This is a genomic window from Pseudomonas syringae pv. tomato str. DC3000 (genome assembly GCF_000007805.1).
Classification (GTDB): Bacteria; Pseudomonadota; Gammaproteobacteria; order Pseudomonadales; family Pseudomonadaceae; genus Aquipseudomonas; species Aquipseudomonas avellanae.
Map to the genome: position 1 here is coordinate 2,087,183 of NC_004578.1, position 21,146 is coordinate 2,108,328.

General features: G+C 58.9%; 18 protein-coding genes. 10 read left to right on the top strand and 8 right to left on the bottom strand.

What is annotated here, in order from left to right; translation table 11 throughout:
• Positions 1 to 126 precede the first annotated feature (126 nt).
• Entirely contained in the window at positions 127 to 996 is an 870-nt protein-coding gene (locus tag PSPTO_RS09930; RefSeq protein WP_007244403.1) for a helix-turn-helix domain-containing protein, read from the top strand.
• Between the two features lie 51 nt (positions 997 to 1,047).
• Here PSPTO_RS09930 and ppnN read toward each other — a convergent pair whose 3' ends face one another.
• Positions 1,048 to 2,421: a nucleotide 5'-monophosphate nucleosidase PpnN gene (gene ppnN, locus PSPTO_RS09935; protein WP_005771604.1), complete on the bottom strand. Its 1,374-nt coding sequence runs from the start codon at positions 2,419 to 2,421 to the stop codon at positions 1,048 to 1,050.
• Positions 2,422 to 2,871: 450 nt separating this feature from the next.
• On the opposite strand from ppnN, the gene PSPTO_RS09940 reads away from it, so the two are divergent.
• The 7 genes from PSPTO_RS09940 (at position 2,872) to PSPTO_RS09970 (ending at position 9,186) form a co-directional block, all read left to right on the top strand.
• Complete coding sequence (locus tag PSPTO_RS09940) at positions 2,872 to 3,546, top strand: TIGR04211 family SH3 domain-containing protein (RefSeq protein WP_007244400.1); 675 nt, start codon at positions 2,872 to 2,874, stop codon at positions 3,544 to 3,546.
• Between the two features lie 398 nt (positions 3,547 to 3,944).
• On the top strand, positions 3,945 to 5,546 hold the full coding sequence (locus PSPTO_RS09945) for a response regulator (RefSeq protein ID WP_011103766.1): 1,602 nt from the start codon (positions 3,945 to 3,947) through the stop codon (positions 5,544 to 5,546).
• Positions 5,543 to 6,238 carry a sensor histidine kinase gene (locus tag PSPTO_RS09950; RefSeq protein WP_005771596.1) on the top strand — a complete coding sequence of 232 codons (696 nt, stop codon included), beginning with the start codon at positions 5,543 to 5,545 and terminating at the stop codon, positions 6,236 to 6,238. The genes PSPTO_RS09945 and PSPTO_RS09950 overlap by 4 nt, the downstream gene beginning before the upstream one ends.
• 265 nt (positions 6,239 to 6,503) lie before the next feature.
• Complete coding sequence (locus PSPTO_RS09955; RefSeq protein WP_003382703.1) at positions 6,504 to 6,710, top strand: acyl carrier protein; 207 nt, start codon at positions 6,504 to 6,506, stop codon at positions 6,708 to 6,710.
• A gap of 54 nt (positions 6,711 to 6,764) precedes the next feature.
• The gene (locus PSPTO_RS09960; RefSeq protein WP_046463592.1) at positions 6,765 to 7,526 is read left to right on the top strand and encodes an SDR family NAD(P)-dependent oxidoreductase; all 762 of its coding nucleotides are present in this window, start codon (positions 6,765 to 6,767) and stop codon (positions 7,524 to 7,526) included.
• The gene (gene vioB, locus PSPTO_RS09965) at positions 7,523 to 8,164 is read left to right on the top strand and encodes a dTDP-4-amino-4,6-dideoxy-D-glucose acetyltransferase VioB (protein ID WP_003382700.1); all 642 of its coding nucleotides are present in this window, start codon (positions 7,523 to 7,525) and stop codon (positions 8,162 to 8,164) included. Before PSPTO_RS09960 ends, vioB begins: the two co-directional genes overlap by 4 nt.
• Complete coding sequence (locus PSPTO_RS09970; protein WP_024667998.1) at positions 8,164 to 9,186, top strand: ketoacyl-ACP synthase III; 1,023 nt, start codon at positions 8,164 to 8,166, stop codon at positions 9,184 to 9,186. Before vioB ends, PSPTO_RS09970 begins: the two co-directional genes overlap by 1 nt.
• Positions 9,187 to 9,235: 49 nt before the next feature.
• Here the strand turns inward: PSPTO_RS09970 and PSPTO_RS09975 are convergent, their stop codons facing one another.
• The 4 genes from PSPTO_RS09975 to vioA form a co-directional block, all read right to left on the bottom strand.
• Positions 9,236 to 10,483, bottom strand: coding sequence for an MFS transporter (locus PSPTO_RS09975; protein ID WP_011103770.1), 1,248 nt, complete (start codon positions 10,481 to 10,483; stop codon positions 9,236 to 9,238).
• Between the two features lie 268 nt (positions 10,484 to 10,751).
• Complete coding sequence (locus PSPTO_RS09980; protein WP_011103771.1) at positions 10,752 to 14,273, bottom strand: glycosyltransferase; 3,522 nt, start codon at positions 14,271 to 14,273, stop codon at positions 10,752 to 10,754.
• Positions 14,274 to 14,347: 74 nt separating this feature from the next.
• On the bottom strand, positions 14,348 to 15,073 hold the full coding sequence (locus PSPTO_RS09985) for a methyltransferase domain-containing protein (RefSeq protein WP_005771583.1): 726 nt from the start codon (positions 15,071 to 15,073) through the stop codon (positions 14,348 to 14,350).
• The gene (gene vioA / locus PSPTO_RS09990; RefSeq protein ID WP_007244389.1) at positions 15,073 to 16,191 is read right to left on the bottom strand and encodes a dTDP-4-amino-4,6-dideoxy-D-glucose aminotransferase VioA; all 1,119 of its coding nucleotides are present in this window, start codon (positions 16,189 to 16,191) and stop codon (positions 15,073 to 15,075) included. Before vioA ends, PSPTO_RS09985 begins: the two co-directional genes overlap by 1 nt.
• Before the next feature lie 399 nt (positions 16,192 to 16,590).
• On the opposite strand from vioA, the gene PSPTO_RS09995 reads away from it, so the two are divergent.
• Together PSPTO_RS09995 and PSPTO_RS10000 are read left to right on the top strand one after the other, a co-directional pair.
• Positions 16,591 to 17,832 carry a glutamine synthetase family protein gene (locus PSPTO_RS09995; protein WP_161797788.1) on the top strand — a complete coding sequence of 414 codons (1,242 nt, stop codon included), beginning with the start codon at positions 16,591 to 16,593 and terminating at the stop codon, positions 17,830 to 17,832.
• A gap of 54 nt (positions 17,833 to 17,886) precedes the next feature.
• Entirely contained in the window at positions 17,887 to 19,284 is a 1,398-nt protein-coding gene (locus tag PSPTO_RS10000) for an MFS transporter (RefSeq protein ID WP_011103773.1), read from the top strand.
• 96 nt (positions 19,285 to 19,380) lie between these two features.
• On the opposite strand, the gene PSPTO_RS10005 is transcribed toward PSPTO_RS10000, so the two are convergent.
• The 3 genes from PSPTO_RS10005 to flgM form a co-directional block, all read right to left on the bottom strand.
• Positions 19,381 to 20,127, bottom strand: a complete 747-nt coding sequence (locus PSPTO_RS10005) for a flagellar brake protein (RefSeq protein ID WP_005771573.1) — start codon at positions 20,125 to 20,127, stop codon at positions 19,381 to 19,383.
• 82 nt (positions 20,128 to 20,209) lie between these two features.
• A complete protein-coding gene (locus PSPTO_RS10010) occupies positions 20,210 to 20,677 on the bottom strand; it encodes a flagella synthesis protein FlgN (protein ID WP_005771571.1) in 468 nt (155 codons plus the stop codon).
• A gap of 49 nt (positions 20,678 to 20,726) precedes the next feature.
• Positions 20,727 to 21,041: a flagellar biosynthesis anti-sigma factor FlgM gene (gene flgM / locus PSPTO_RS10015; RefSeq protein WP_005616754.1), complete on the bottom strand. Its 315-nt coding sequence runs from the start codon at positions 21,039 to 21,041 to the stop codon at positions 20,727 to 20,729.
• Between the last annotated feature and the right edge of the window lie 105 nt (positions 21,042 to 21,146).

A 21,146-nucleotide genomic window follows, 5' to 3' on the forward strand; every position in this document is an offset into this window, starting at 1 on the left:
CTGCCAACCGTGATCGGCGGGATGCGTTTATTTTTGTCTCCTGTATTTTTAATGGATGCTGTCGAGATAAGAAGGCAATATTCAGCGCATTATGTGGACTTTTCGAGGGTTCAGGAGGCGTGCCGCATGTCCAGACCTGCCATTACCGCGATACCGGTGTTCAAGCTTTATGGCGAAACCACCGCCTGGCCGACGCCGGACCTGATCCACTGCGAGTCGATCCCCGAGCGCAGCAGGATGCACGACTGGGAGATCAAGCCGCATCGGCATGGCGACCTGGTGCAGTTGCTGTATGTGCAATCGGGCAAGGCGATGCTCAAGGTCGAGGACCGGGTCAGGAAGGTCGAGACCGCTTCGCTGCAGGTGGTCCCCGCATTGAGCGTGCACACTTTCAGGTTTGCCGAAGATATTCAGGGGCACATTCTCAGCCTGGCCAAACCCTTGGTGGAGCAGCTTGAGACGACGCTCGACAGCTCGGCGATGCGCACGGCACGGTGTTACGAGCTAGGGGCGGACAGCCATTACGTCGACACGCTGTTCAGCGCCATCGCTCGTGAATACCGACAGCCCAGAGCCGGTCGTGATCTGATGCTGCATTCATTGATCAACGTGCTGGTGGTCTGGCTCAGTCGGCGCAACAGCGAAGAGGCCGGCGAACAGGTGCAGACAATGGACCGCGGGCGAGAGCATCTGCAGGTGTTCATGCATCAACTGGAAACATGTTTTCGCGAGCACTGGTCCATCGAGCAACATGCGCAGGCCATGGGCATCAGCGCCGCGCATTTGAATGCGCTGTGTCGGCGGCTGTGCGACCAGTCGGCGTTGCAGATCATCAGCCAGCGACTGTTGCTGGAGGCCAAGCGCAACCTGATTTACACCACCCTGACCATCAATCAGGTGTCCGACAGCCTGGGGTTTTCCGAGCCGGCTTATTTTTCGCGGTTTTTCAAGCGCGCCACCGGGCAGTCGCCCAGAGAATTTCGTCAGCAGAAATGAAAACGGAGCGCTCAAGCGCGCCCCGTTTGCCTGCCGGTCAAGGTTATGGGGTCAAGCCACAACCTGATAGCACGGCACGTAGGCCGCGCCACCCGGCAACTTCATCCGGTGCTGGTCGACAAACGCCTGCAGCAGCTTGTCCAGCGGGCCCATGATCGAAGGGTCGCCCTGAATCTGATAGGGGCCGTGCTCTTCGATCAGGCGAATGCCCTTGTCCTTGACGTTGCCCGCCACAATCCCGGAAAACGCCCGGCGCAGGTTGGCGGCCAGTTCGTGCGTAGGCACGTCGTGGTTGAGCTGCAGTTTTGCCATGTTTTCGTGGGTCGGATCGAAGGGGTGCTGGAAGCTTTCTTCGATCTTCAGCAGCCAGTTGAAGTGAAACGCATCGTTGCGCTCGCGGCGGAACTGTTTCACTTCTTTCAGGCCCTGAGTCATCTGCCGGGCGACGTCCGCCGGGTTGTCGATGATGATCTGGTAATGACGCTGCGCTTCTTCACCCAGCGTGGCACCGACAAACGCGTGCAGCTGTTGCAGGTACGGCTCGGTGTTTTTAGGGCCGGTCAGGATCACCGGGAACGGCACGTCCTTGTTGTCCGGGTGCATCAGGATGCCCAACAGGTACAGGAATTCTTCGGCAGTACCTGCGCCGCCCGGGAAAATGATGATGCCGTGACCGACACGCACGAAGGCTTCGAGACGTTTCTCGATGTCCGGCAGGATCACCAGCTCGTTGACGATCGGGTTAGGCGCTTCGGCAGCGATGATGCCCGGCTCGGTCAGGCCTAGGTAGCGACCGCCGACAATGCGTTGCTTGGCGTGGGCGATGGTTGCGCCTTTCATCGGGCCTTTCATCACGCCGGGGCCGCAGCCGGTACAGATGTCCAGGCTGCGCAGGCCCAGTTCGTGGCCGACTTTCTTGGTGTATTTGTATTCTTCGGTGTTGATCGAGTGGCCACCCCAGCACACCACCATCTTTGGCTCGACACCGGCGCGCAGGGTGCGGGCGTTGCGCAGCAGATGGAACACGTAATCGGTGATGCCCTGAGAGTTGCTCAGGTCGATGCGCTGGCTGTCCAGTTCGCTTTCGGTGTAGACGATGTCGCGCAGGGCGCTGAACAGCATCTCGCGGGTGCTGGCGATCATTTCACCATCGACAAACGCGTCTGCCGGAGCGTTGAGCAGCTCCAGGCGCACGCCACGATCCTGCTGATGAATACGCACTTCGAAGCTTTCGTACGCTTCAAGAATGGTCTTGGCGTTATCGACATGGGCGCCGGTATTGAGAATGGCCAGGGCGCACTGGCGAAACAGGGTGTAGGTGCTGCCTGAACCGGCCGCGCTGAGTTGCTGCACTTCACGCTGGGACAGGGTTTCAAGGCTGCCTTTGGGGCTTACGGTGGCGTTAATCACTTGTCTTGGGAGCATTCTATTTTCCATTAGAGCGATGCAGTCGAGCATCAGGATGGTGAACATCATTGATGTTCACGCCTGTCAGGCCTTTTCTACAGCACTTGGCCGGGAAAGCAAACGTCGGACAGCACACGATCCTTGTTTGCGCCCTGATACGGCATCGCGGGGTTGAATCAGCGGGGTGAATTCGTTTGAAAGCAGGCACTTGCTCCGATGACCGTGCGGCTGAATCTTGGCGCCTGTGCAGGGCAATAGTGAACCTGACCCCTTTCACAGAGTCTGTTAGCTGATGGACTTTCTGGACGGCCTGCAAGAAAGGGATTTTCAGGCGCTTTCAATTACGCCTGATTGGCAGACACCCCGTCCGGGCAGGAGTTGCAAAACGTTCAATTGCCTGCCGCTCCCATCGTTAGCCGGCCCGTTCAACGAGGCTTTATTTTCATTCAGATAAAGATAATTATCGCCATGTCTCGTCATTTTTCTGCACTTCTTTCTCGTGCTCCCGGCCTGTTCGCCGTTTCGCGTCGCGTGCTCGGCGCTGGCCTGTTTGGCGCTGCGTTGACCCTTGTGGTACCTGCCAGCGTGCAGGCCGCGGGCAATGATCGCTGGGTCAGCGACAGCCTCACCACTTACGTACGCAGCGGGCCGACTGATGGCCACCGGATCGTCGGCACGTTGAAATCCGGGCAGAAGCTTGAGCTGCTCACCACCTCGGGTAACTTCAGCCAGGTGCGTGGCGAAGGCGGCGCGACAGTGTGGATTCCCAGCAGCGACCTGCAGGACGTCCCTGGCCAGATCGAGCGCGTGCCGCAATTGACCCAACAGGTCGCCGAGCTGACCGAGCAACTGGCAGGCATCGACAACACCTGGAAAACCCGCGTGCAAGGCATGCAGGAAACGCTGGATGCGCGCAAGAAACTGGTCGATGAACTGGAAGCCCGCACCAAGGTCCTCAACGATCAGTTGGCCGACTCCCAGGCCGAACTGCGCTCCACGCAGGCGCGGCTTGGCGATGAAAACAAACAGGTCATGATGCGTTACATGGTTTACGGCGGCAGCATTGCTGGTGCGGGCCTGTTAGTCGGCCTGATTCTTCCGGCGCTGACCAAGGGCCGCAAAAAGAATGATGGCTGGGTGTAAACCTGCCTGAATGTCGAGTGGGTCAACGTTTTTTGCGTTGGCCCGCTGTCTGCTGATTTGCGCCGCGTACGCCGCGCGACCAATCTGTGCTCTGCTTCCCGAAAACTCCCTTCTCATTTCTGCAATGTCGATCCACTGCGCAAAATCATCGCCTGTTTGCCATGCGCATGAGGTGCGAAGTTGATGTTCGTTCTACAGTTTCTGCCCGGATGGTCGAAAAACTGAGTGTTGCCCTGAACTGCGTGGCTTGTTGCGGGAAGGGCGGTAACGGCGAATTAGTTTATGGCATGTTGCCATCAGTTATTATGTGCGCCCTGAAAATGGGCTGCCGAGCCGGGCCTGATTGATTTTCAGGCTGTGGGTCTCATATTTTCACCCTCTCCTGTGCAGGAATCCGGATGCTGGCGTACAACCAAAAAAGCTTTCTTATCGTCGATGACTTCTCTGACTTTCGCAGTTCAGTGAGGTCGATGCTGCGTGAACTGGGCGTCAAGGAAGTGGACACCGCCGACTCCGGTGAGCAGGCTCTGCGCATGTGCTCGCAAAAGCGTTATGACTTCGTGCTGCACGACTTCAACCTCGGCGATGGCCGCAAGAACGGTCAGCAGGTGCTCGAAGACCTGATGATCGAGCGGCTGCTGAGTTACGAAAGCGTGTTCATCATGGTGACTGCGGAAAACAGTCAGGCGATGGTCATGAGTGCGCTGGAGTGGGAGCCGGATGGCTACCTGACCAAGCCGTTCAACCGCGCCGGGCTGGCCCAGCGCCTGGAAAAGCTGGTACAGCGCAAGACCTTGCTCAAACCGATTTTGCAGGCCCTTGATCGTCGCAAGCCGGCCGAGGTGCTGGCGGCCTGCAACAAGCTGATCGAGCAGGACCCGCGCTACGCGCCGTTGTGCCTGCGCCACAAGGCTGATGCCTTGCGCGACCTGAAGCAGAACGAGCCGCTGGAAGCGTTTCTCAAGACCATCCTGGCTGATCGTGCCACGCCCTGGGCGTACGGCGCGCTGGGCAGCCTGCTGCTCAAACGCGGCAAAACCGCCGAGGCGCAGGCCGTTTACGAACAGGCCATCAAGGCGTTTCCGACCATGCCGGCATTGTTCGACGGTCTGGCTGATGTGCTGGTGGCGCTGGGTGATGGCAAACGGGCGCAAACCGTGCTGGAAAGCGCGGTGCGCCTGTCGCCGCTGGCGGTGCGCCGGCAGAAGCTGCTGGGCAAGCTGGCGCTCGGCAACGAGGATTTCGAGAGCGCCTCCAAGGCGTATCGCCAGGCGGTTTCCCAAGGCCAGCATTCGCGCTTCAAGGACCCGGAGACCAACCTCGGCCTGGCACACGCGCTGATCAGCAAGGGCGGTGATCAGGGGCTCGATGCACGCACGCGGGTCGAGATCAACAACGCCCTTGTCGACGTCGCCAAGGAACACACCAACGACGAAGGCCTGCAAGTGCGCACGCGGCTGATGAAAGCCGCCAGCCTGCAGCACTCGGACCCGGAAACTGCCGCCAGGCTCACCGAGCAGGCGATGGCCAGACTCGACGGCATGGAGCAGGTGCTCAGCGCCGACGCTGCGTTGATGGTCGCGGCGCAGCTCAAGCAACTGGGGCAGGAAGAAGCTGGCGCCAGTGTCTTGAAGAGCTGCGCACAAGCCTATGGCGATGACCCGGCCGTGATGAAAAGCGTGGCCAGCATGACCGACGATCCGGCGATTCTGGAGGCCAGCAAGGCGGCCGTCGATTTCAACCTGCAGGGCGTACGCAGTTACAAGGCAGGCAACCTCCCTGAGGCGCAGGCGTTTTTCCGCAGTGCGCTGGGGTTGCAGCCGAAAAACATCAGTATTGTGCTGAACATGGTGCAGTCACTGCTTCATCCGGGCCAGAGCCTTGGGCAGGCGGCGATAGACGAATGCCGTGCCAGCCTGACGACACTGGGCAAGATCCCGGACAGCGATGCGCGTTACGAGCGCTATCAGAAACTCAGGGAGAGGGCATTTGGCGCATGACTCGACAACCAGAGCAGGGCCTCGATTTTTCCATGGTGATTGCCTCCACCGTGCACGACATGAAGAACTCGCTGGCGATGCTGACCCAGGCGCACAGCGAGTGGCAGGCAAAGCTTTCCAGCCAGCAGCGTGACACCCCGGAGCATGGCATCATCGGCTACGAGTTTGCCAACCTCAATGGCATGCTGGTGCAGTTGCTCGGCCTCTACAAACTGGGCGTCAATCAGATGCCGTTACGCCCCGATTATCACGAGCTGGACGATTTCATCGAGGCGCAACTGGCTCATCATCAGGAAGTGCTGGCCAGCCGTGGCATTACCGCGCGCTGTGACATCGACATCCTGAGCCCGCTGGGCTTTTTCGACCGCGAACTGGTCGGCTCGGTGGTGGGCAATATCATCGTCAACGCCATTGGCTTTGCTCGTGAGCAGCTTGTCATCAGTGTCGGCGATGAAGACGGTCAACTGAAAATCACCATCAACGATGACGGCCCAGGCTATCCGGCCTATCTGATCGATCAGCAGACCGACTATGTACAGGGCATCAATCAGGGCAGCGGCAGCACCGGGCTGGGCCTGTATTTTGCCGCGCACATCGCCCGACTGCACGCCCGTGGCGGCATGCAGGGGCGCATCGAGATCGCCAATGGCGGGGTGCTCGGCGGGGCGATGTTCAGCATCTATTTGCCTTGAATCTCGCTGCTGTGAGCGATGCTCGACGGGCGTGGACATTATATTGACGCAATGCCGCAGGCACGCCGCGATCATCCTGTCGCCTGGTCGCCATATTTTTGGCTTCTTTGCTTCTCCTTTGATTTTTTCTCGGTGATTCGCCCTGTAATCAGGGCGTCCGTGTACCTGCTGTGGCTTGGTTCGATTATTGCTAAGTTGCTATCAGGTGCAGGCGTTGCCTGCGCAGACCGTTATCCAACAGTTGGTTGTGTCAGGGAGCAGAGCGATGGAAGACAAAGTACTCAGGCTGATCGAAGAAGCGATGGAAGCAGACGAAGGCAGTCTGAGCAAAGGGCAGAATCTCGATTGGGACTCGATCGCCGTGGTGACCTTCATGTCGCTTGCCGATGAGCATTTGGGCAAGAGCCTGTCGGCCAATCGCTTGAACGCGTGCAAGAGTGTGGATGACGTCATCAGCCTCGTCACAGAGTAATCCTTGATCGGTTTTTTCCGGATCGGACAGGTCAGCCCCCAAGAGGAGCGTTGAGTGGGCAGTAATCCTTTTTCACTGAGCGGCAAAGTGGTCATGGTCACGGGAGCTTCTTCCGGCATCGGCAGCCAGGTTGCGATCTGGTTAAGTCAGCAGGGGGCTCGGGTGGTGCTGGTTGCCAGAAATCAGGAGCGGCTCGAGGCAACCAGGCAGCAGCTTCACGGTGAAGGGCATGGTGTCGAGCCATTCGATTTGCTTGAGAACTCGGTGGTTGGCGGCTGGATGAAGAATCTGGCTAAAACCTATGCTCCCTTCGACGGGCTGGTACATGCCGCAGGTGTGCAAATGCCGCTGCCCATTCGCGCATTGGGCATTGATCAGTGGGAAACGGTCTTTGCCACCAACGTCACCTCGGGCTTTTCGCTGATCAAGTCTTTCAGGCAGAAAGGGGTGTTCACTCAAGGCGCCAGCATCGTTCTGCTGTCATCGGTGATGGCGCAGGTCGCCCAGCCGTCGCTGATGGCCTACTGCGCCAGCAAAGGCGCGGTCGAATCCATGGTTCGCGCGGCGGCGCTCGAGTTGGCCCGCGACGGAATACGCGTGAACGCCATCGCGCCAGGCGTGGTGAAAACCGAAATGACTCGCAAACTTGAGGACACGGTCGGCGTCGATGCCATGAGCGCAGTCGAGCAGCGGCATCCATTGGGTTTTGGTGAGCCGCTGGACATCGCCTATGCGGTCAATTACCTGCTGTCCCCGGCGGCTCGCTGGGTGACCGGGACGTCGATGGTCGTTGACGGGGGGTATCTGGCGCAATGAACGTGAACAGATTGCTCATCGTCGGTGCCGGCGCTTTCGGGCGTGAAGTGCATGCGTGGCTGCTGGACTGGGTGAAGCTGAACCCAGGCTGGGTCATCGCCGGCTTCATCAATGACGGCCCCGGTTCCATCGCCAGATTCGATCATTACCCGGCGGTTGTTTCGTCGGTGGAGGGCTACGAGCCGGGGCCTGAGGATTACCTCGTCTGCGCCATCGCCAAGCCGGCCGACAAGCGTCTGGTCGTGGAAAAACTACTCGGCAAAGGAGCCCGGTTTTTCACGCTTATCCATCCCTCGGTCATCATGGGCGAGAACGTTGTTATCGGGCAGGGTGCGGTTATCTGTCCTTCAACCGTTCTTTCGGTGGACCTGCGCATTGGCGCATTCGTGACCCTCAACATCGGCTGCCTGGTGGGGCACGATGCAGACATCGGTGACTTCTCGACATTGAGCGGGCACTGCGATATTACCGGCGGCGTGGTGCTGGAGGAGGAAGTGTTCATGGGCACCCATGCCAGCGTCCTGCCGAACGTCAAAGTCGGCAAACAGGCTGTAGTCGGAGCCGGCAGCGTTGCGATACGCAATGTGGCCGCAGGCATTACAGTATTCGGTGTACCTGCCAAACGCATATCGGGGTAATGCTCATGACATCTCATGCCAGGATCGTGGACATAGAATACGAACTGCCTGTTCATTCGCTGGACAATGAAACACTGGCCCGCGAGTTTCCCGAGTGGGATGTCGACAAGATATTCGCCAAGACCGGTATCGGTGAACGGCACATCATCGACAAGAATGAAACGGCGTCGGACCTTGCTTACCGTGCCTGCGAGAAGTTGTTTCTCAAGGGCCATATTCAACGCGATGAAATAGACGCATTGATCTATTGCACGCAAAGTCCGGATTACGTGTTGCCCGCCACCGCGTGCATTCTGCAACATCGCCTGCAATTGCCCACGACGTGCGCTGCATTCGATTTCAATCAGGGCTGTTCCGGCTTTATTTACGGGCTGGGCATCGCCAAGGGGCTGATCGAGTCAGGGCAATGCAAAAATGTATTGCTGGTGACGGCGGAAACCTACAGCCGTTACATTCATCCGCAGGATAAAAGTGTTCGCACCCTGTTTGGTGATGCAGCAGCGGTGACGCTGCTCCGTGCCACTGAAGGCGGCCCGTTTCTGGACCGGTTCCGTTATGGCAGTGACGGCTCCGGTGCTGAAAACCTGATTGTGCCCATCGGCGGCGCGCGCAGGCCTTCGGCCGAAAATATCGAGCCTCCGGCCTATGGCGACGACAGTGGCAATGTTCGTACCGATGCCAATCTGTACATGAATGGCCCGGCGATTTTTGAATTTTCCATGAAGCGCGTGCCGCAGTTGTTCGCCTCTTTGTTTGATGATGAAGTGGGCGTGTCCGATGTCGATCTCTTCGTGTTCCATCAGGCAAACCACTTCATGCTGGATGCACTGCGCCGACGCCTGAAATTACCCGCCGAGAAATTCGTTTCGGCTTTCCAGCATTGTGGCAATACGGTGTCTTGCACCATTCCGATTGCCTTGAAGGAATCGATGGACAAGGGCGTGCTCAAACCGGGTGACCGGGTTGCAACGGTCGGCTTTGGCGTGGGTTATTCGTGGGGTGCGTGCGTCATACGCTGGTAAGCAGTCACAGGCTACCAAGCACCTGCAGATGCGAGATGCGGCAGATACCTCAAAGCTTGCTTGAGGCAGGTGTGCGTATCATGTCCATTCTGCCGACCATGATCGAACAGGCAGCGAGCACCATGGCAGTCCCTAAAAATACGCTGCCTATGCCCAAGTACCCGCCCAATAGCCCGCCGGCCAACGGCCCGAGCACTTGCCCAAGATACTGGCTGGACGTGGAGTAGCCCAGCATTCGACCAGCGACTTCATTGGGTACGGTGTGACGGATAATAGCCGCGACGCAGGGCAGCAAGCCTCCCAGTGCAAGGCCCATGAAGAAACGCAATGCTGCCAGTTGCCAGACGTTGCTGACCCATGCTTGAGGGATCAGGGTAAGCGCTGTCATGGCCAGGCAGCTGGTCAGCACCGGTAGATAACCGATTCGGTCTGCCAAACGACCCAGCCGCGACGCCGCAAGAATGCTACCCAGTGCTGTGGCCGACATGACCACGCCAGCCATCATCGTCACGTTATCAGTCTTCAATTGCCTGAGGTAAACCGTAATGATCGGCTCGACTGACATGGTCGAGAACATCACCAGGCTGGCGACGACAAACATACAGGTGATCATTCGTCGCTGCTCGCCGCTGAGCTTCACCACTGCTGGCAACGCACTATCAGTTGCCCGCGAAGGAGCTTTGCGCGGCATTTCACGCAGCAACAACAGGGTTGCAAGAAAAGTGATGAAAATCACACCTCCTGCTAAAAAAAAGGTGTTGCGGATACCTATCAGCGGCGGCAACACACCACCCATCAAAGGCCCGGCCAGGCTTCCGGCCATAATTCCTGATGACAAAACACCCAGTGCCCAGCCAGAACGCGCCTTGGGCGTTTGCGTGGCGACCAATATGGTTGCACCTGAGGCGTACCCGCCCAGCAAGCCGGCCAGAAGCCTCAGCAATAACAACTGCCACACCGTTTGCGCTAAACCAATCAAGGACATTGCCACGGCCATGCCCAGGCTGGCACGGATTAACATCAGCTTACGCCCGTAACGATCACCGAGGCGCCCCCATAAAGGGGCCGTTATCGCGGCAGACAGGAATGTTGCCCCGTATGTCGCCCCCGACCAAAGTACCACCGCAGCGTGATTATCGACTCCCAGTTGTTCCACATACAGCGGTAGGAACGGCAGCAGTAGAGTCATGGCAACGATGGTCGTAAACACACCGAATACACACACCCATAAATTGCGAAGCCAGTGAGGGTCGCACTCATTCAGTGGTAGCGCGGGCCGCTCGGTTGAGGATGACATCGGGAGCTCCTGGTAAGAAAAGCCAGAATAACGAGGGTGCTCCAATAAATAAAATTCATGTTTTTTATATATTGCATTCCTTTATGGAATGCGAAAGATAAAAAGAATGTGCAGTTTTACTCGATGTGCATTCGGGCATTACATCATGCGTAGCTGATTCGCCTGATTTGGCCAAACGATGATGCAGGCCTTTCACTGATACCTGAGTACACGGCTGCTCTGCGCCCCAATGGATGCAGAGCATCGTCGCCATCGACTCCTTGCCTGATCAGCCCTTCAGCCAGGCAGTGCGCCAGCCTTGCAGGTGATCGGCCGTCAGCATCCAGTTGTCCATGACCGCCTGCTTCAGCGCTTCGCCCTTGCGGGTGCACTCATCCATCTGATCAATGTGTTGCTCGATGGCACTTATCCAGGCATCCGTGCTGTTTTCAACGCGGGTGACGGGCAGGCCTTCAGGAATGCTCAGTAGGTTGCTGCAAATCACTGCAAAGCCACACGCACCGAACTCCAGCAAGGCCACCGGGCTTTTGCTCGTGTTGATCAGGTTGGATTCTGCAGGCGCCAGCACCAGATCCAGGTTCAGACTGGCCAGTGCCTGTGGGAACAATGCGCCCTCCACTGGCGAGCGCAGCTCGTGGATGTAGGGGCGCAACCAGCGTGTGCAAGGGCCCATGATGACCCATTCCACGCGGTCTGCCAGCGCCTTGATGACTTCTGACAGTATCAGCAGGTTGCCCAGTTCACTCGCTGTGCCGACCCAGCCTACGCGAGGTTTGGAGCGAGTCCGATGCTCGCTGTGCAGCGTTGACCAGGGAGCAGGTGCAAGTCGCGTTTCGATGACCTGAACATTGGGGTGTGAGTCTTCGAGCAGTTGCGCCAAGGCGCTGGTCGGAACGGTTATCAGGTCTGCCCGTGCCAGCCCGTGGCGCAGTGATGCCTGGACTGTGGCGAGTGGGGCTGCGCTCTTGTCGACTTCAGCGTAAGACGGAAACTCTGGCAGGTCGTAGGTCACCCAGGCATTGGTGTGGTCTTTGATGGCGCTGATGCTGGCGATCAGGTTTTCGTCTATCGGCCCCTGAATGACCACCGAGTCCGGGCTGAGCCTGGCGACCTCCACGAGCGGCAGCGCCGTATAGCTGACGACGCCGTCTGCTTCGCGCTTGCTGCACAGGCTTTGCAGTGTGGCCGCGATGCGATTGCCGGCAGCGCTGTGATTGCAGGGCTGAGCGAGGACCACAGGCAACGGGCGATGAACCAAAGGCCGCCAGCTCAACGCCTGGTTGCTCTGGGTGACGAAGCTGTCGGTCAGCGCCAGGTTCTTGTTGTAGGCCGGGTCCCAGGCCATGTAATGCAGCCAGCGGTGGGAGAGGGCGCGTGCCGCGAAATCCATTGCCTCGGCGTCGTGTTGGACCTCATTGGGGCGCAACGCAACGATGGCATGTGGCGTCCAGACCACCAGATGCCCGGCGCTGCGCGCCTTCAGGCAGAGGTCCACATCATTGAACCGGGCAGGGAACAGGTGCTCGTCCAGGCCTTGCACCTGGTCATACACTGATTTGCGGATCATCAGGCAGGATCCGCTCACAGCACTGTAGTTCTGGTCTGTTTCGAGGCGTTGCGCATAGCTGACAGACGCTGCGATCGCGCTGGCGGTGACTGCCCCGGCGGTGCCATTGAGCCCCAGGATGATACCCGCCCCGACGACATTGCCATCCGTTGAAATGATTTTTGCCCCCACAACGCCTACTTCAGGGCGCAGTGCGTGGTTGAGCAAATGGTCGAGCCAGTCCTTCTGAATGATCAACCCATGGCTGTCCAGCGTCAGCAGGTAGTCGCCCAGTGCGTGGCTGGCTGCAGCATTGAGCAGCGCCGACGGGCTGACTGTCTGTTCATGACGAAGCACACGGATGCGTTCCGACTGCATCGAGTCGATGGTCGCCAGCCATTCTGTGGTTTCGGCCGACTGGCTGTTGTTGTCGCAGATCAGAATTTCATAGAACGGATACGTCGTGTTTTCCAGGATGCTTTCGACGCAGGGCAGCAGCGTCTGCAACTGATCCTGAGAGGTGACCAGGATCGAGACCAGCGGCTGATCGGCATGGCCGTACTCGATCCGGTAATGCCCCGACTCAAGGGCGTGCACCTGACCACCCGCATAGCCGCGCGCGTGCAGGTGCCGTTGGATCGTGCGCGCCTGATCGTAGTTGTCCTGCGCTTGCCACAACGGCGAGATGATCATTGGCTCTGGCGAATGCACAAACTCGGTAAAGCCCGCGTCCTCGATCATGCGCAGGATCAGGTCGAGTTCGATGGCGTGCGCGTGGCTTGAGTCGAAGCCGCCCACCGCCAGGGCTTTTTCGCGGTTGAACAGCCAGTTGCGGCTGGTCGCAGCGGGGCAGGCCAGCAGGTAGTCGAGACTGAAATCCGGGCGAAAGGCCAGGTGGGCCCCGGCCTGCGCATGCAGGGTCACTTCGTCGCCGAACACCGCACAGGCCTGTGGCGCGTCGATCAGGGTCATGGCCGCACACAACAGGCCGCTCGGCGTGAAGGTTGTGCCGGCGTCGATCAGAATCCACCAGTCGTGGTCGTTATCCTGCATCAGCTCGTTGATGACGGTTGCGCGGTTGTCCAGGCTGGCATCCCGCCAGGGCAGTTGCGCTTGCAGAGGTGTCTGCTGGTCCCTGTCGTAGTCGGCAAGGACAAACACCTTCAGCTTGTCGAGCAGCGGCGCATCCGAGGCGAGGCTTTGCAGCGTGCTGAGTACGCTTTCGGGTTGCTGATTGAAGTCCGATACAACAATCGCGATCGTCGGGCCACCGTTGTGCTGCTGCAGGTATTCGTTGAGCAGGGCGTGCTGGGCTGGCGTCGGTCTGCGCTGACCCAGCCAGCCAGCGATACGGGTGTTGCGCACCGTGGCGTCGGACCTTCTGTCGAAGTAGGCCAGCAAGTCCATTTCCTGGACGTTGTCACGTTGTGACAAGGGCGCAATCTTGACCTTGCCGTTAAGCTCCTCGGGCCTTACCCAGCCCAGCGCTGCGGGAATGCGAGTGAAATTGGCGTGGCCCTCGCGGGGCAGGGTCGGGTCTTTTCGGAATGCCTCACTGCTCTGCTGATCGGACACGCGGAAATAGGACAGCGGGCGGGCCAGCATCGCCAGATTGCCCTGGCGCAAGAGCTTTGCATAAATGGCCAGATCACCCAGCCCCCAGATCACCACCTGCTCCAGCGACATGATGTCCTGACCAAATACCAGCAGGTCTTCACGACGACACATGACGGCACTCGGCTCGCCGACGAAATTGATAGGGTACTGGGCCAGAAACGACACCAGCTCGGGACCGTTGAGAACAACGTTCTTGCCGAACGGGTAGACGGTGTAGAGATTGTCGGCCAGCAGCGCGCCAGCGGCATCGATTCTCTTTCGGGTCGCGGACACCACTTTGATATCGGGGCTGTCGTGCAGGACATCGAACATCAATCGCACGCAGTCGGGAAGCAGGATGTCGTCGTCGTAGAGAAACTTGATGTACTCACCGCTTGCCAGGCGTATGCCCTGCGCGATGTTGTGCGGCTCGCCCAGCGGCGTTTGGTTCTTTGCATAAAGAATCGGCCAAGGGCTGGTCGGCCTGAGCTTTTCGACAATGTCCTTGATGCCGTCGTTGCGGCAGTCATCGGTGATGATGATCTCGATGTCGTCATGGTTCTGTCGCAGCGCACTGGCAAGTGCAGCTTCAAAGAAAGCCGGTTTGTAAGCGGGGATGACAATACTGACCAGGCGTGAAGAACTCATCGCAATACCACGTGTGAAGAAGTTTTATAAACCAACCGGGCAACGCAGTCGGCGTCCATGATCCGCGGGTGTCGTCAGGTCTTTCGGCCGATGTACAGCACCGACTGCTCGGTAATGCCGTGCTGCCTGAAAACGCCTTCACCGAATGCCTGCGAGCCGAGCGCATCGACGCTGAAGCCGGCTTGGGTCAGGCGTGACTGGAAGTCATGTCTGGCGTACATGCGCACGTGATCGTCCTGGCCAAAGCGTGCCCAGCGCTCGTCGACGCTGAACTCTTCCGGGTCTTCTTCGGTGGTGGTGGCGGTCAGCAGGATCGGCACCATCAGGATCGCAGAGCCGCCTTTGGCCAGCACCCGAAACAGTTCGGACATGGCCTTGCGGTCGTCGGGTACGTGCTCGAGTACATGCGAACACACGATGAAGTCGAAAGACTCGTCGGCGTACATGTGCATGTCCATGATATCGACCACGTCGTCAGCCAGTGGCGAGAACAGGTCGGCCGAGCGATACCGCGCATTGGGCAAACTGCGCAGAAACCGGGAAAGCAGCACGGCTGGCGCGATGTCTAGGATGCGCAACGGCTGGCCGGGCGGGTTGTCGAGCAGGTGCATGGCGTACAGCGCGTAAAGCCGGTCGCGGTCCGAGGCCGCGCATTCGGGGCAGCTGTATTGCCCGACATTGAGCGTTTCAAAGTCTTCGATGCAGTAATGGACGTTCAAGCGGTGGAGAATTTCCAGATGGCCTCTGCCCATCGGGTAGAAATTCGCAAAACGGTTTGAGCAGACCGGGCATGTTCGCATTAGCGGTTCTCTTTACTGGCAGCGACGATCACATCGATGATGCTGTCGAAAGCTTCATCGGTCAGGCTGTCGAAAATGGGCAGGCAGAGGATCTGGCTGGACAGGCTGGTCGCAACCTGCAGGCGATCGGGTTTTGCCGAGTCCAGGCCCCGGTACATCGGGAACGTCGAGATCAATGGGTAGAAGTAGCGGCGGGCAAGGATGTTGTGGTCGCGAAAGCGCTGATAGAGGTCATCGCGGGAAATGGCGAAGTCTTCGGTGACCAGTACCGGAAAATACGAGTAGTTGTGCTTTTCGGTGGTCTTCCAGAGGATTTTCAGCCCCGGAATCGCCGCCAGTACGTCACGGTAGCGTTCGTCGATGCGCTGGCGCTTGAGCAGCGCTTCATCGATGTATTTCAGTTGCAGCAGGCCAAATGCGGCGTTGATCTCGCTCATCTTGCCGTTGATGCCCGGTGCCACCACCGTGACTTCATCGGCGAACCCGAAATTCTTCAGGTAGTCGATGCGCTGCTTGGTCTTGGCGTCCGGACTGATGATGGCGCCGCCCTCGAACGTATTGAAAACCTTGGTGGCATGGAAGCTCAGCACCGACAGGTCGCCATGATTGAGCAGGCTCTGGCCACGGTGCTGGACACCGAACGCATGGGCGGCGTCGTAGATGACCTTCAGGCCGTAGCGGTCGGCAATCTGCTGAATGCGATCCACGTCGCACGGGATGCCGTAGCAGTGCACCGGCATGATTGCCGTGGTCGCCGGGGTGATGGCTTCTTCGATGCGGTCCGGGTCGAGGTTGTAGGTGCCGGGGTCGATGTCGACGAATACCGGTGTCAGGCTGTTCCAGAGCAGCGAATGCGCTGTGGCGACGAAGGAGTAGGGCGTGGTGATGACTTCGCCCTTGATGCGCAGCGCCTGAATCGCGGTCATCAATGCCAGGGTGCCGTTGGAGAACAGCGAGAGGTGCTGCACGCCCAGATACTCGGCCAGTTCATGTTCGAGCTGTTGGTGAAACGGGCCGCCGTTGGTGAGCTGACGGCTTTCCCATATGTGTTCAAGGTAGGGAATGAACTCCTCCAGAGGCGGTAACAGAGGACGAGTGACGGGGATCGGTGCGCTCATGGAGGGTTCTCTGCTCGTGTTTTATTCGATTGCTGTTCGAAAGGGCATTGGCTTCAAGCGCTTCCCTGCAAAGGAATGGCCATTGACATAAAAATGACAGTCGAACTGTTGTGTATGGGGTACCAGCAAGAACCCGGCCAAGACCGCCGCTGCCGGGTGATGCATCAGGTCAGTTGTGACCGGGTGCACGAAGTCGTTTCAGTGCTTGATATCCCGAACGCCCGCTGCGTATTTTGTACGGCTTGCCGCCTGGCGGCCTGGACGCTGACTTTCTAACCATAAAGAAGGGATTGAACCATGACACGCAATGACCCCCATTCGCTGGCGCAACTGCTGATGGGCATTGATGAAGTGGAGTGCGTGACTCCGGACTTGAACGGCGTGCCGCGTGGCAAGGTGATGACCGCTGCCGGCTTTCTGGAGGGCAGGCGATTGCAGCTTGCGCGGGGCGTGTTGTTGCAATGCATCATGGGCGGCTATCCACCTGCGCGATTTTACGGCAGCGATGACGGCGACCTTGCGCTGGTCAGCGACCCGCAGCAGGTCCACCGCCTGCCCTGGAGCGAGCAGCCTCGCGCCCTGGCCATCTGCGATGCCGAGCAATTGAATGGTGAACGCTGCCTGTTATCGACACGCGGCCAGCTCAAGTCGGTGATCGCCCGCTACGCCGCGCAGGGGCTGGCCCCGGTGGTTGCCACCGAACTCGAATTTTTTGTCTTCGCGGCCAACCCCGAGCCGCTCCAGCCGTTTGTGCCGCCTCTCGGGCTGGACGGGCGACGTGAGCTGGGGCATTCGGCGTTCAGTATCAGTTCCAACAACGGTCTGCGGCCGTTTTTCGCCGAGGTCTATGCCTGCATGGCGGCGCTCGGGTTGCCGCGTGACACGGTGATGCATGAAATGGGTGTCAGTCAGTTCGAGATCAATCTGTTGCATGGCGATCCGTTGCTGCTGGCCGACCAGACCTTTCTGTTCAAGCACCTGCTCAAGGAGGTCGCGCTCAAGCACGGCCTGATTGTGGTCTGCATGGCCAAGCCGCTCGCGCACACCGCGGGCAGCTCGATGCATATTCATCAAAGCGTGGTGGCAGCCGAGTCCGGACAAAACGTGTTCAGCGATGCGAACGGCGAGGCCACAGACACCTTCCGCCACTTCATTGGCGGCCAGCAGGCGTGCATGGCTGACTTTACCGCGCTGTTTGCCCCTAACGTGAATTCCTACCAGCGCCTCTACCATCCTTATGCGTCGCCCAATAATGCTTGCTGGTCCCACGACAATCGCGCTGCCGGGCTACGTATTCCGGCAAGTGCGGCGGCGGCCCGACGGGTGGAAAATCGTCTGCCGGGCGCCGACGCGAACCCTTATCTGGCCATTGCCGCAAGCCTGGCGGCCGGTCTGCACGGCATCGAACAGCGCCTGGAGCCGACGGCGCCGATGCAGGGCGAGATCCAGGTGCCGAAAGAATTATCGCTGCCTTGTACCTTGCATGCGGCTGTTGAGCGTCTGAAAAGCAGTCAGTTGGCCAAGGAACTGTTTGGTCATGAGTTCATCGAAGGCTACGTCGCATCGAAGACCCTGGAACTGACCAGTTTTTTCGACGAAATAACTCCCTGGGAACGGCGCGTTCTGGCTGCCCAGGTTTAAGAATCGCAGTGTCGGGCTCGCTCATTCGGGCGACTCCCAATTTTTGGAACGTTGATGCGCCAAATCTGGAAATCCTTTCGAGCGCTTTATTTCGCCTCGTTGATGATGTTGATCGGCTCGGGCCTGCTGAGCACTTATCTGGCCCTGCGCCTGGCGGCCGATCAGGTCGACAGCCTGTGGGTCGGTGCGTTGATGGCGGCCAACTACTTCGGTCTGGTGCTGGGCGGCAAGATCGGTCACCGCCTGATCGGCCGCGTCGGTCATATTCGCGCGTATGCCACCTGCGCCGGAATCGTCGGCGCGGCGGTGCTCGGTCATGGCCTGATCAGTTGGCTGCCCGCCTGGCTGGTGCTGCGGGTCATCGTCGGCCTGGGCATGATGTGTCAGTACATGGTCATCGAGAGCTGGCTGAATGAGCAGGCTGCTGCCAAACAGCGCGGCATGGTGTTCAGCGGCTACATGATTGCCTCGTATCTGGGGCTGGTACTGGGCCAGTTGGTACTGGTGGTTCACCCGCAACTGGGGCCGGAACTGCTGATGCTGGTGGCGTTGTGCTTTGCGCTGTGCCTGGTGCCCGTCGCCATGACCCGCGCCATTCACCCGGCGCCTTTGCACCCGGCACCGCTGGAGCCGCGATTCTTCATGAAGCGCGTTCCCCAGTCATTGACGGCGGTGCTCGGCGCGGGGCTGATCATCGGTTCGTTTTACGGCCTGGCACCGGTGTATGCCGCCGAGCAAGGGTTGTCTACCGAGCAGGTCGGTCTGTTCATGGGGTGCTGCATTCTGGCCGGGTTTCTGGTGCAGTGGCCGCTGGGCCTGCTGTCGGACCGCTATGACCGGTCGGTGCTGATGCGCATATTCGCGGCTGCGCTGGTGGTGGCGTCGTTGCCGCTGGCATTGTTTCCCAGCGTGCCGGTCGAGGTGCTGTTCGGCGTCGGCTTTCTGGCCTCGCTGATGCAGTTCTGTCTCTATCCGCTGGCCGTGGCATTCGCCAATGACCACGTCGAGGCCGAGCGCCGGGTGTCGCTGACGGCCATGCTGCTCATGACCTACGGCATCGGTGCGAGTATCGGCCCGCTGGCGGCTGGCGTGATCATGAAAGTGTTTGGCGGCCACATGCTGTACGCGTTCGTCTGTGGCGCTGCTGCCATCCTCGTGCTGCTGATCAGGCCCAAAGCGGTTACTCACCTGCATCAGGTCGAGAACGCGCCACTGCATCACGTTGCGATGCCGGACAGTATGTCCAGCTCGCCGCTGGTGGTGGCACTCGACCCACGCGTGGACGAACAGGTTGTGCAGGACCAGATGCAGACCACTGTGGAGCCAGAACCCGAGCCTGAGCCTGAGCCTGAGCCTGAAACAGTGGCTGAAGCCGAAGCTGAGCCAGCTGCCAGCACGCAGGTGGCTGAAGAAGACGAGCGGGAGCGCGAAAGCGAGACCTGGAAGGCCTGATCGAGGCAGAAGGGCGTTGCTGATAGTTCGAGGCTGGTAACTGAACGGTGATTGCGGCAGGGCTGCCGCAATCACCGGCAGGCGGAGAATGTGCTGTCAGAAGTCGTCGTCTTTATCGAAGCGGCGCGCTTCACGCTGCAACTGATAGACAAAGCGCTCGACCTGGCGCTGCACCAGTCCACTCATGTTGTGGAAGCGCACCCCGGCAAACGTGGTGTGAACGCGCTCTTCAAAGTGCAGATAGCGCAGCTCGACGGGGGCTGTCATGGCACCGAACGGCAGCTTGGCAATGAACCGCTCGTACACCTGGCCCAATTGCATGCGCTCGGACAGGTCGCCTTCAAAACGGAGTTTGCATCCGGTGGCGGAGATGTCCAGCAGCTTGCCTTTGAGCGGAGACTTGAGACGGTCACCGCCGATCTCGATATCGACCAGTTGCGCCAGCTTCAACGCTGCACGGAATGCGTTGCGACGCTGGTGGTAAATGACTTCCTCAGGCATCGGCCCGCGGTACATGCGCTGCCCGTCGGTATCGACGATGTCCATGTGCGCCGAGCTTTCCCAGGCGATACGCACGCCATCGTGAAAACCTTCGACACGAAAAGACTCGCCGTTGCTGAGAAAACGTTCGCCGTCACGGGGGATCATTTCGTCGAGCGCCATGACATTGCTGTCACGGTCGACTTCAAGCAGGTAGCTTTGAAAGCGCTGGGCGCGCTCATGGAAGGTAATGATCAGCGGATCATGACTCTCGAGTAACAGCCGCAGGTTGGCGGCAATTTCCAAAGGTGTGTTGAGGACCTTCGGGGGCTGCGGAGCATCGTCCGCGCTTGAGCCATTCACGATCTTGAATCTCCAGGCAAAATACTACGGCAACGCAACAACAGGCATTCTGCCACTACGCACGAAACCTTGATACAGGAAGTTACGCCTGACTCAAGGGGCGTGGCTTTGCTCTAAGCGCAGTCGAGCCGCGAGCATCATAGAGCGTTGGCGTTTCACCGCCATTGAGAATGCGAAGCTGGTGAGCGGTGCTGATCTGTTGCAACTGGATCAGACTACCATTCTGATCGTTCAGCGTCTGGCATTCATTGATCAGCGCATTCAGCTCATCGCTGCTCGTCAGCAATTGCTCGCCGACCTCGGACTGGCTGGCCAGTTGCTGCAGACCACTGCGATTGGCGGGCAGCCCCATACCGGCGAGCACCTGGCTACGTTTGCGGCCGTGCTGATCCAGCAGGATGACCAACGCCTGTTTCTGCGCCAGCACCTGTTCCATCTCGCTCATGTCGCGGCCGTGAAGAATCAGTGATTCAGCCTGCAACAGCTCAAGAAGCTGCCGGGCAGAAACCATGTCATCAGTGATCATCTGCAGCAAAGTAGTGTCTTGCATCGCATGCTCTGGTTTTTAAGCGTCCAGAATATCCAGCGCGAGCCGTGGCTTAGCGTTGGGTTTCGAAATTCAACAGCTTGCTGGCGACACGGTTGCTGTCTACTACATAGCTACCGTCGGCAATTGCTTGCTTGAGCTCGGCAACGCGAGCACTGTTAACGGTAGGCAGGTCGGTCAGCTTGTCCGTGATTTTCTGCAACTGTTGAGCCTCACTGCTCAATGAAAACGTTTCCCCGGTGCTTTTGACGCCTGCGGTTGCAGCAGGTGCTGGCGCATCGGTTTTGGCGGTGTCTTTGCTGGCTGCGGTACGTGCAGTACTGGCAACCGGCTGCGAATTGTTAAGGCGACTGAAATCTATGACCATGATTGAAAAACCTCTGGGTGTTTGGACGCTTGCCTTGTTTTCGGCCAACCCCAATTAAACTTTAGGCCGATTGTGATAAAGCTTCTCAATAGATGCTTTTCACCG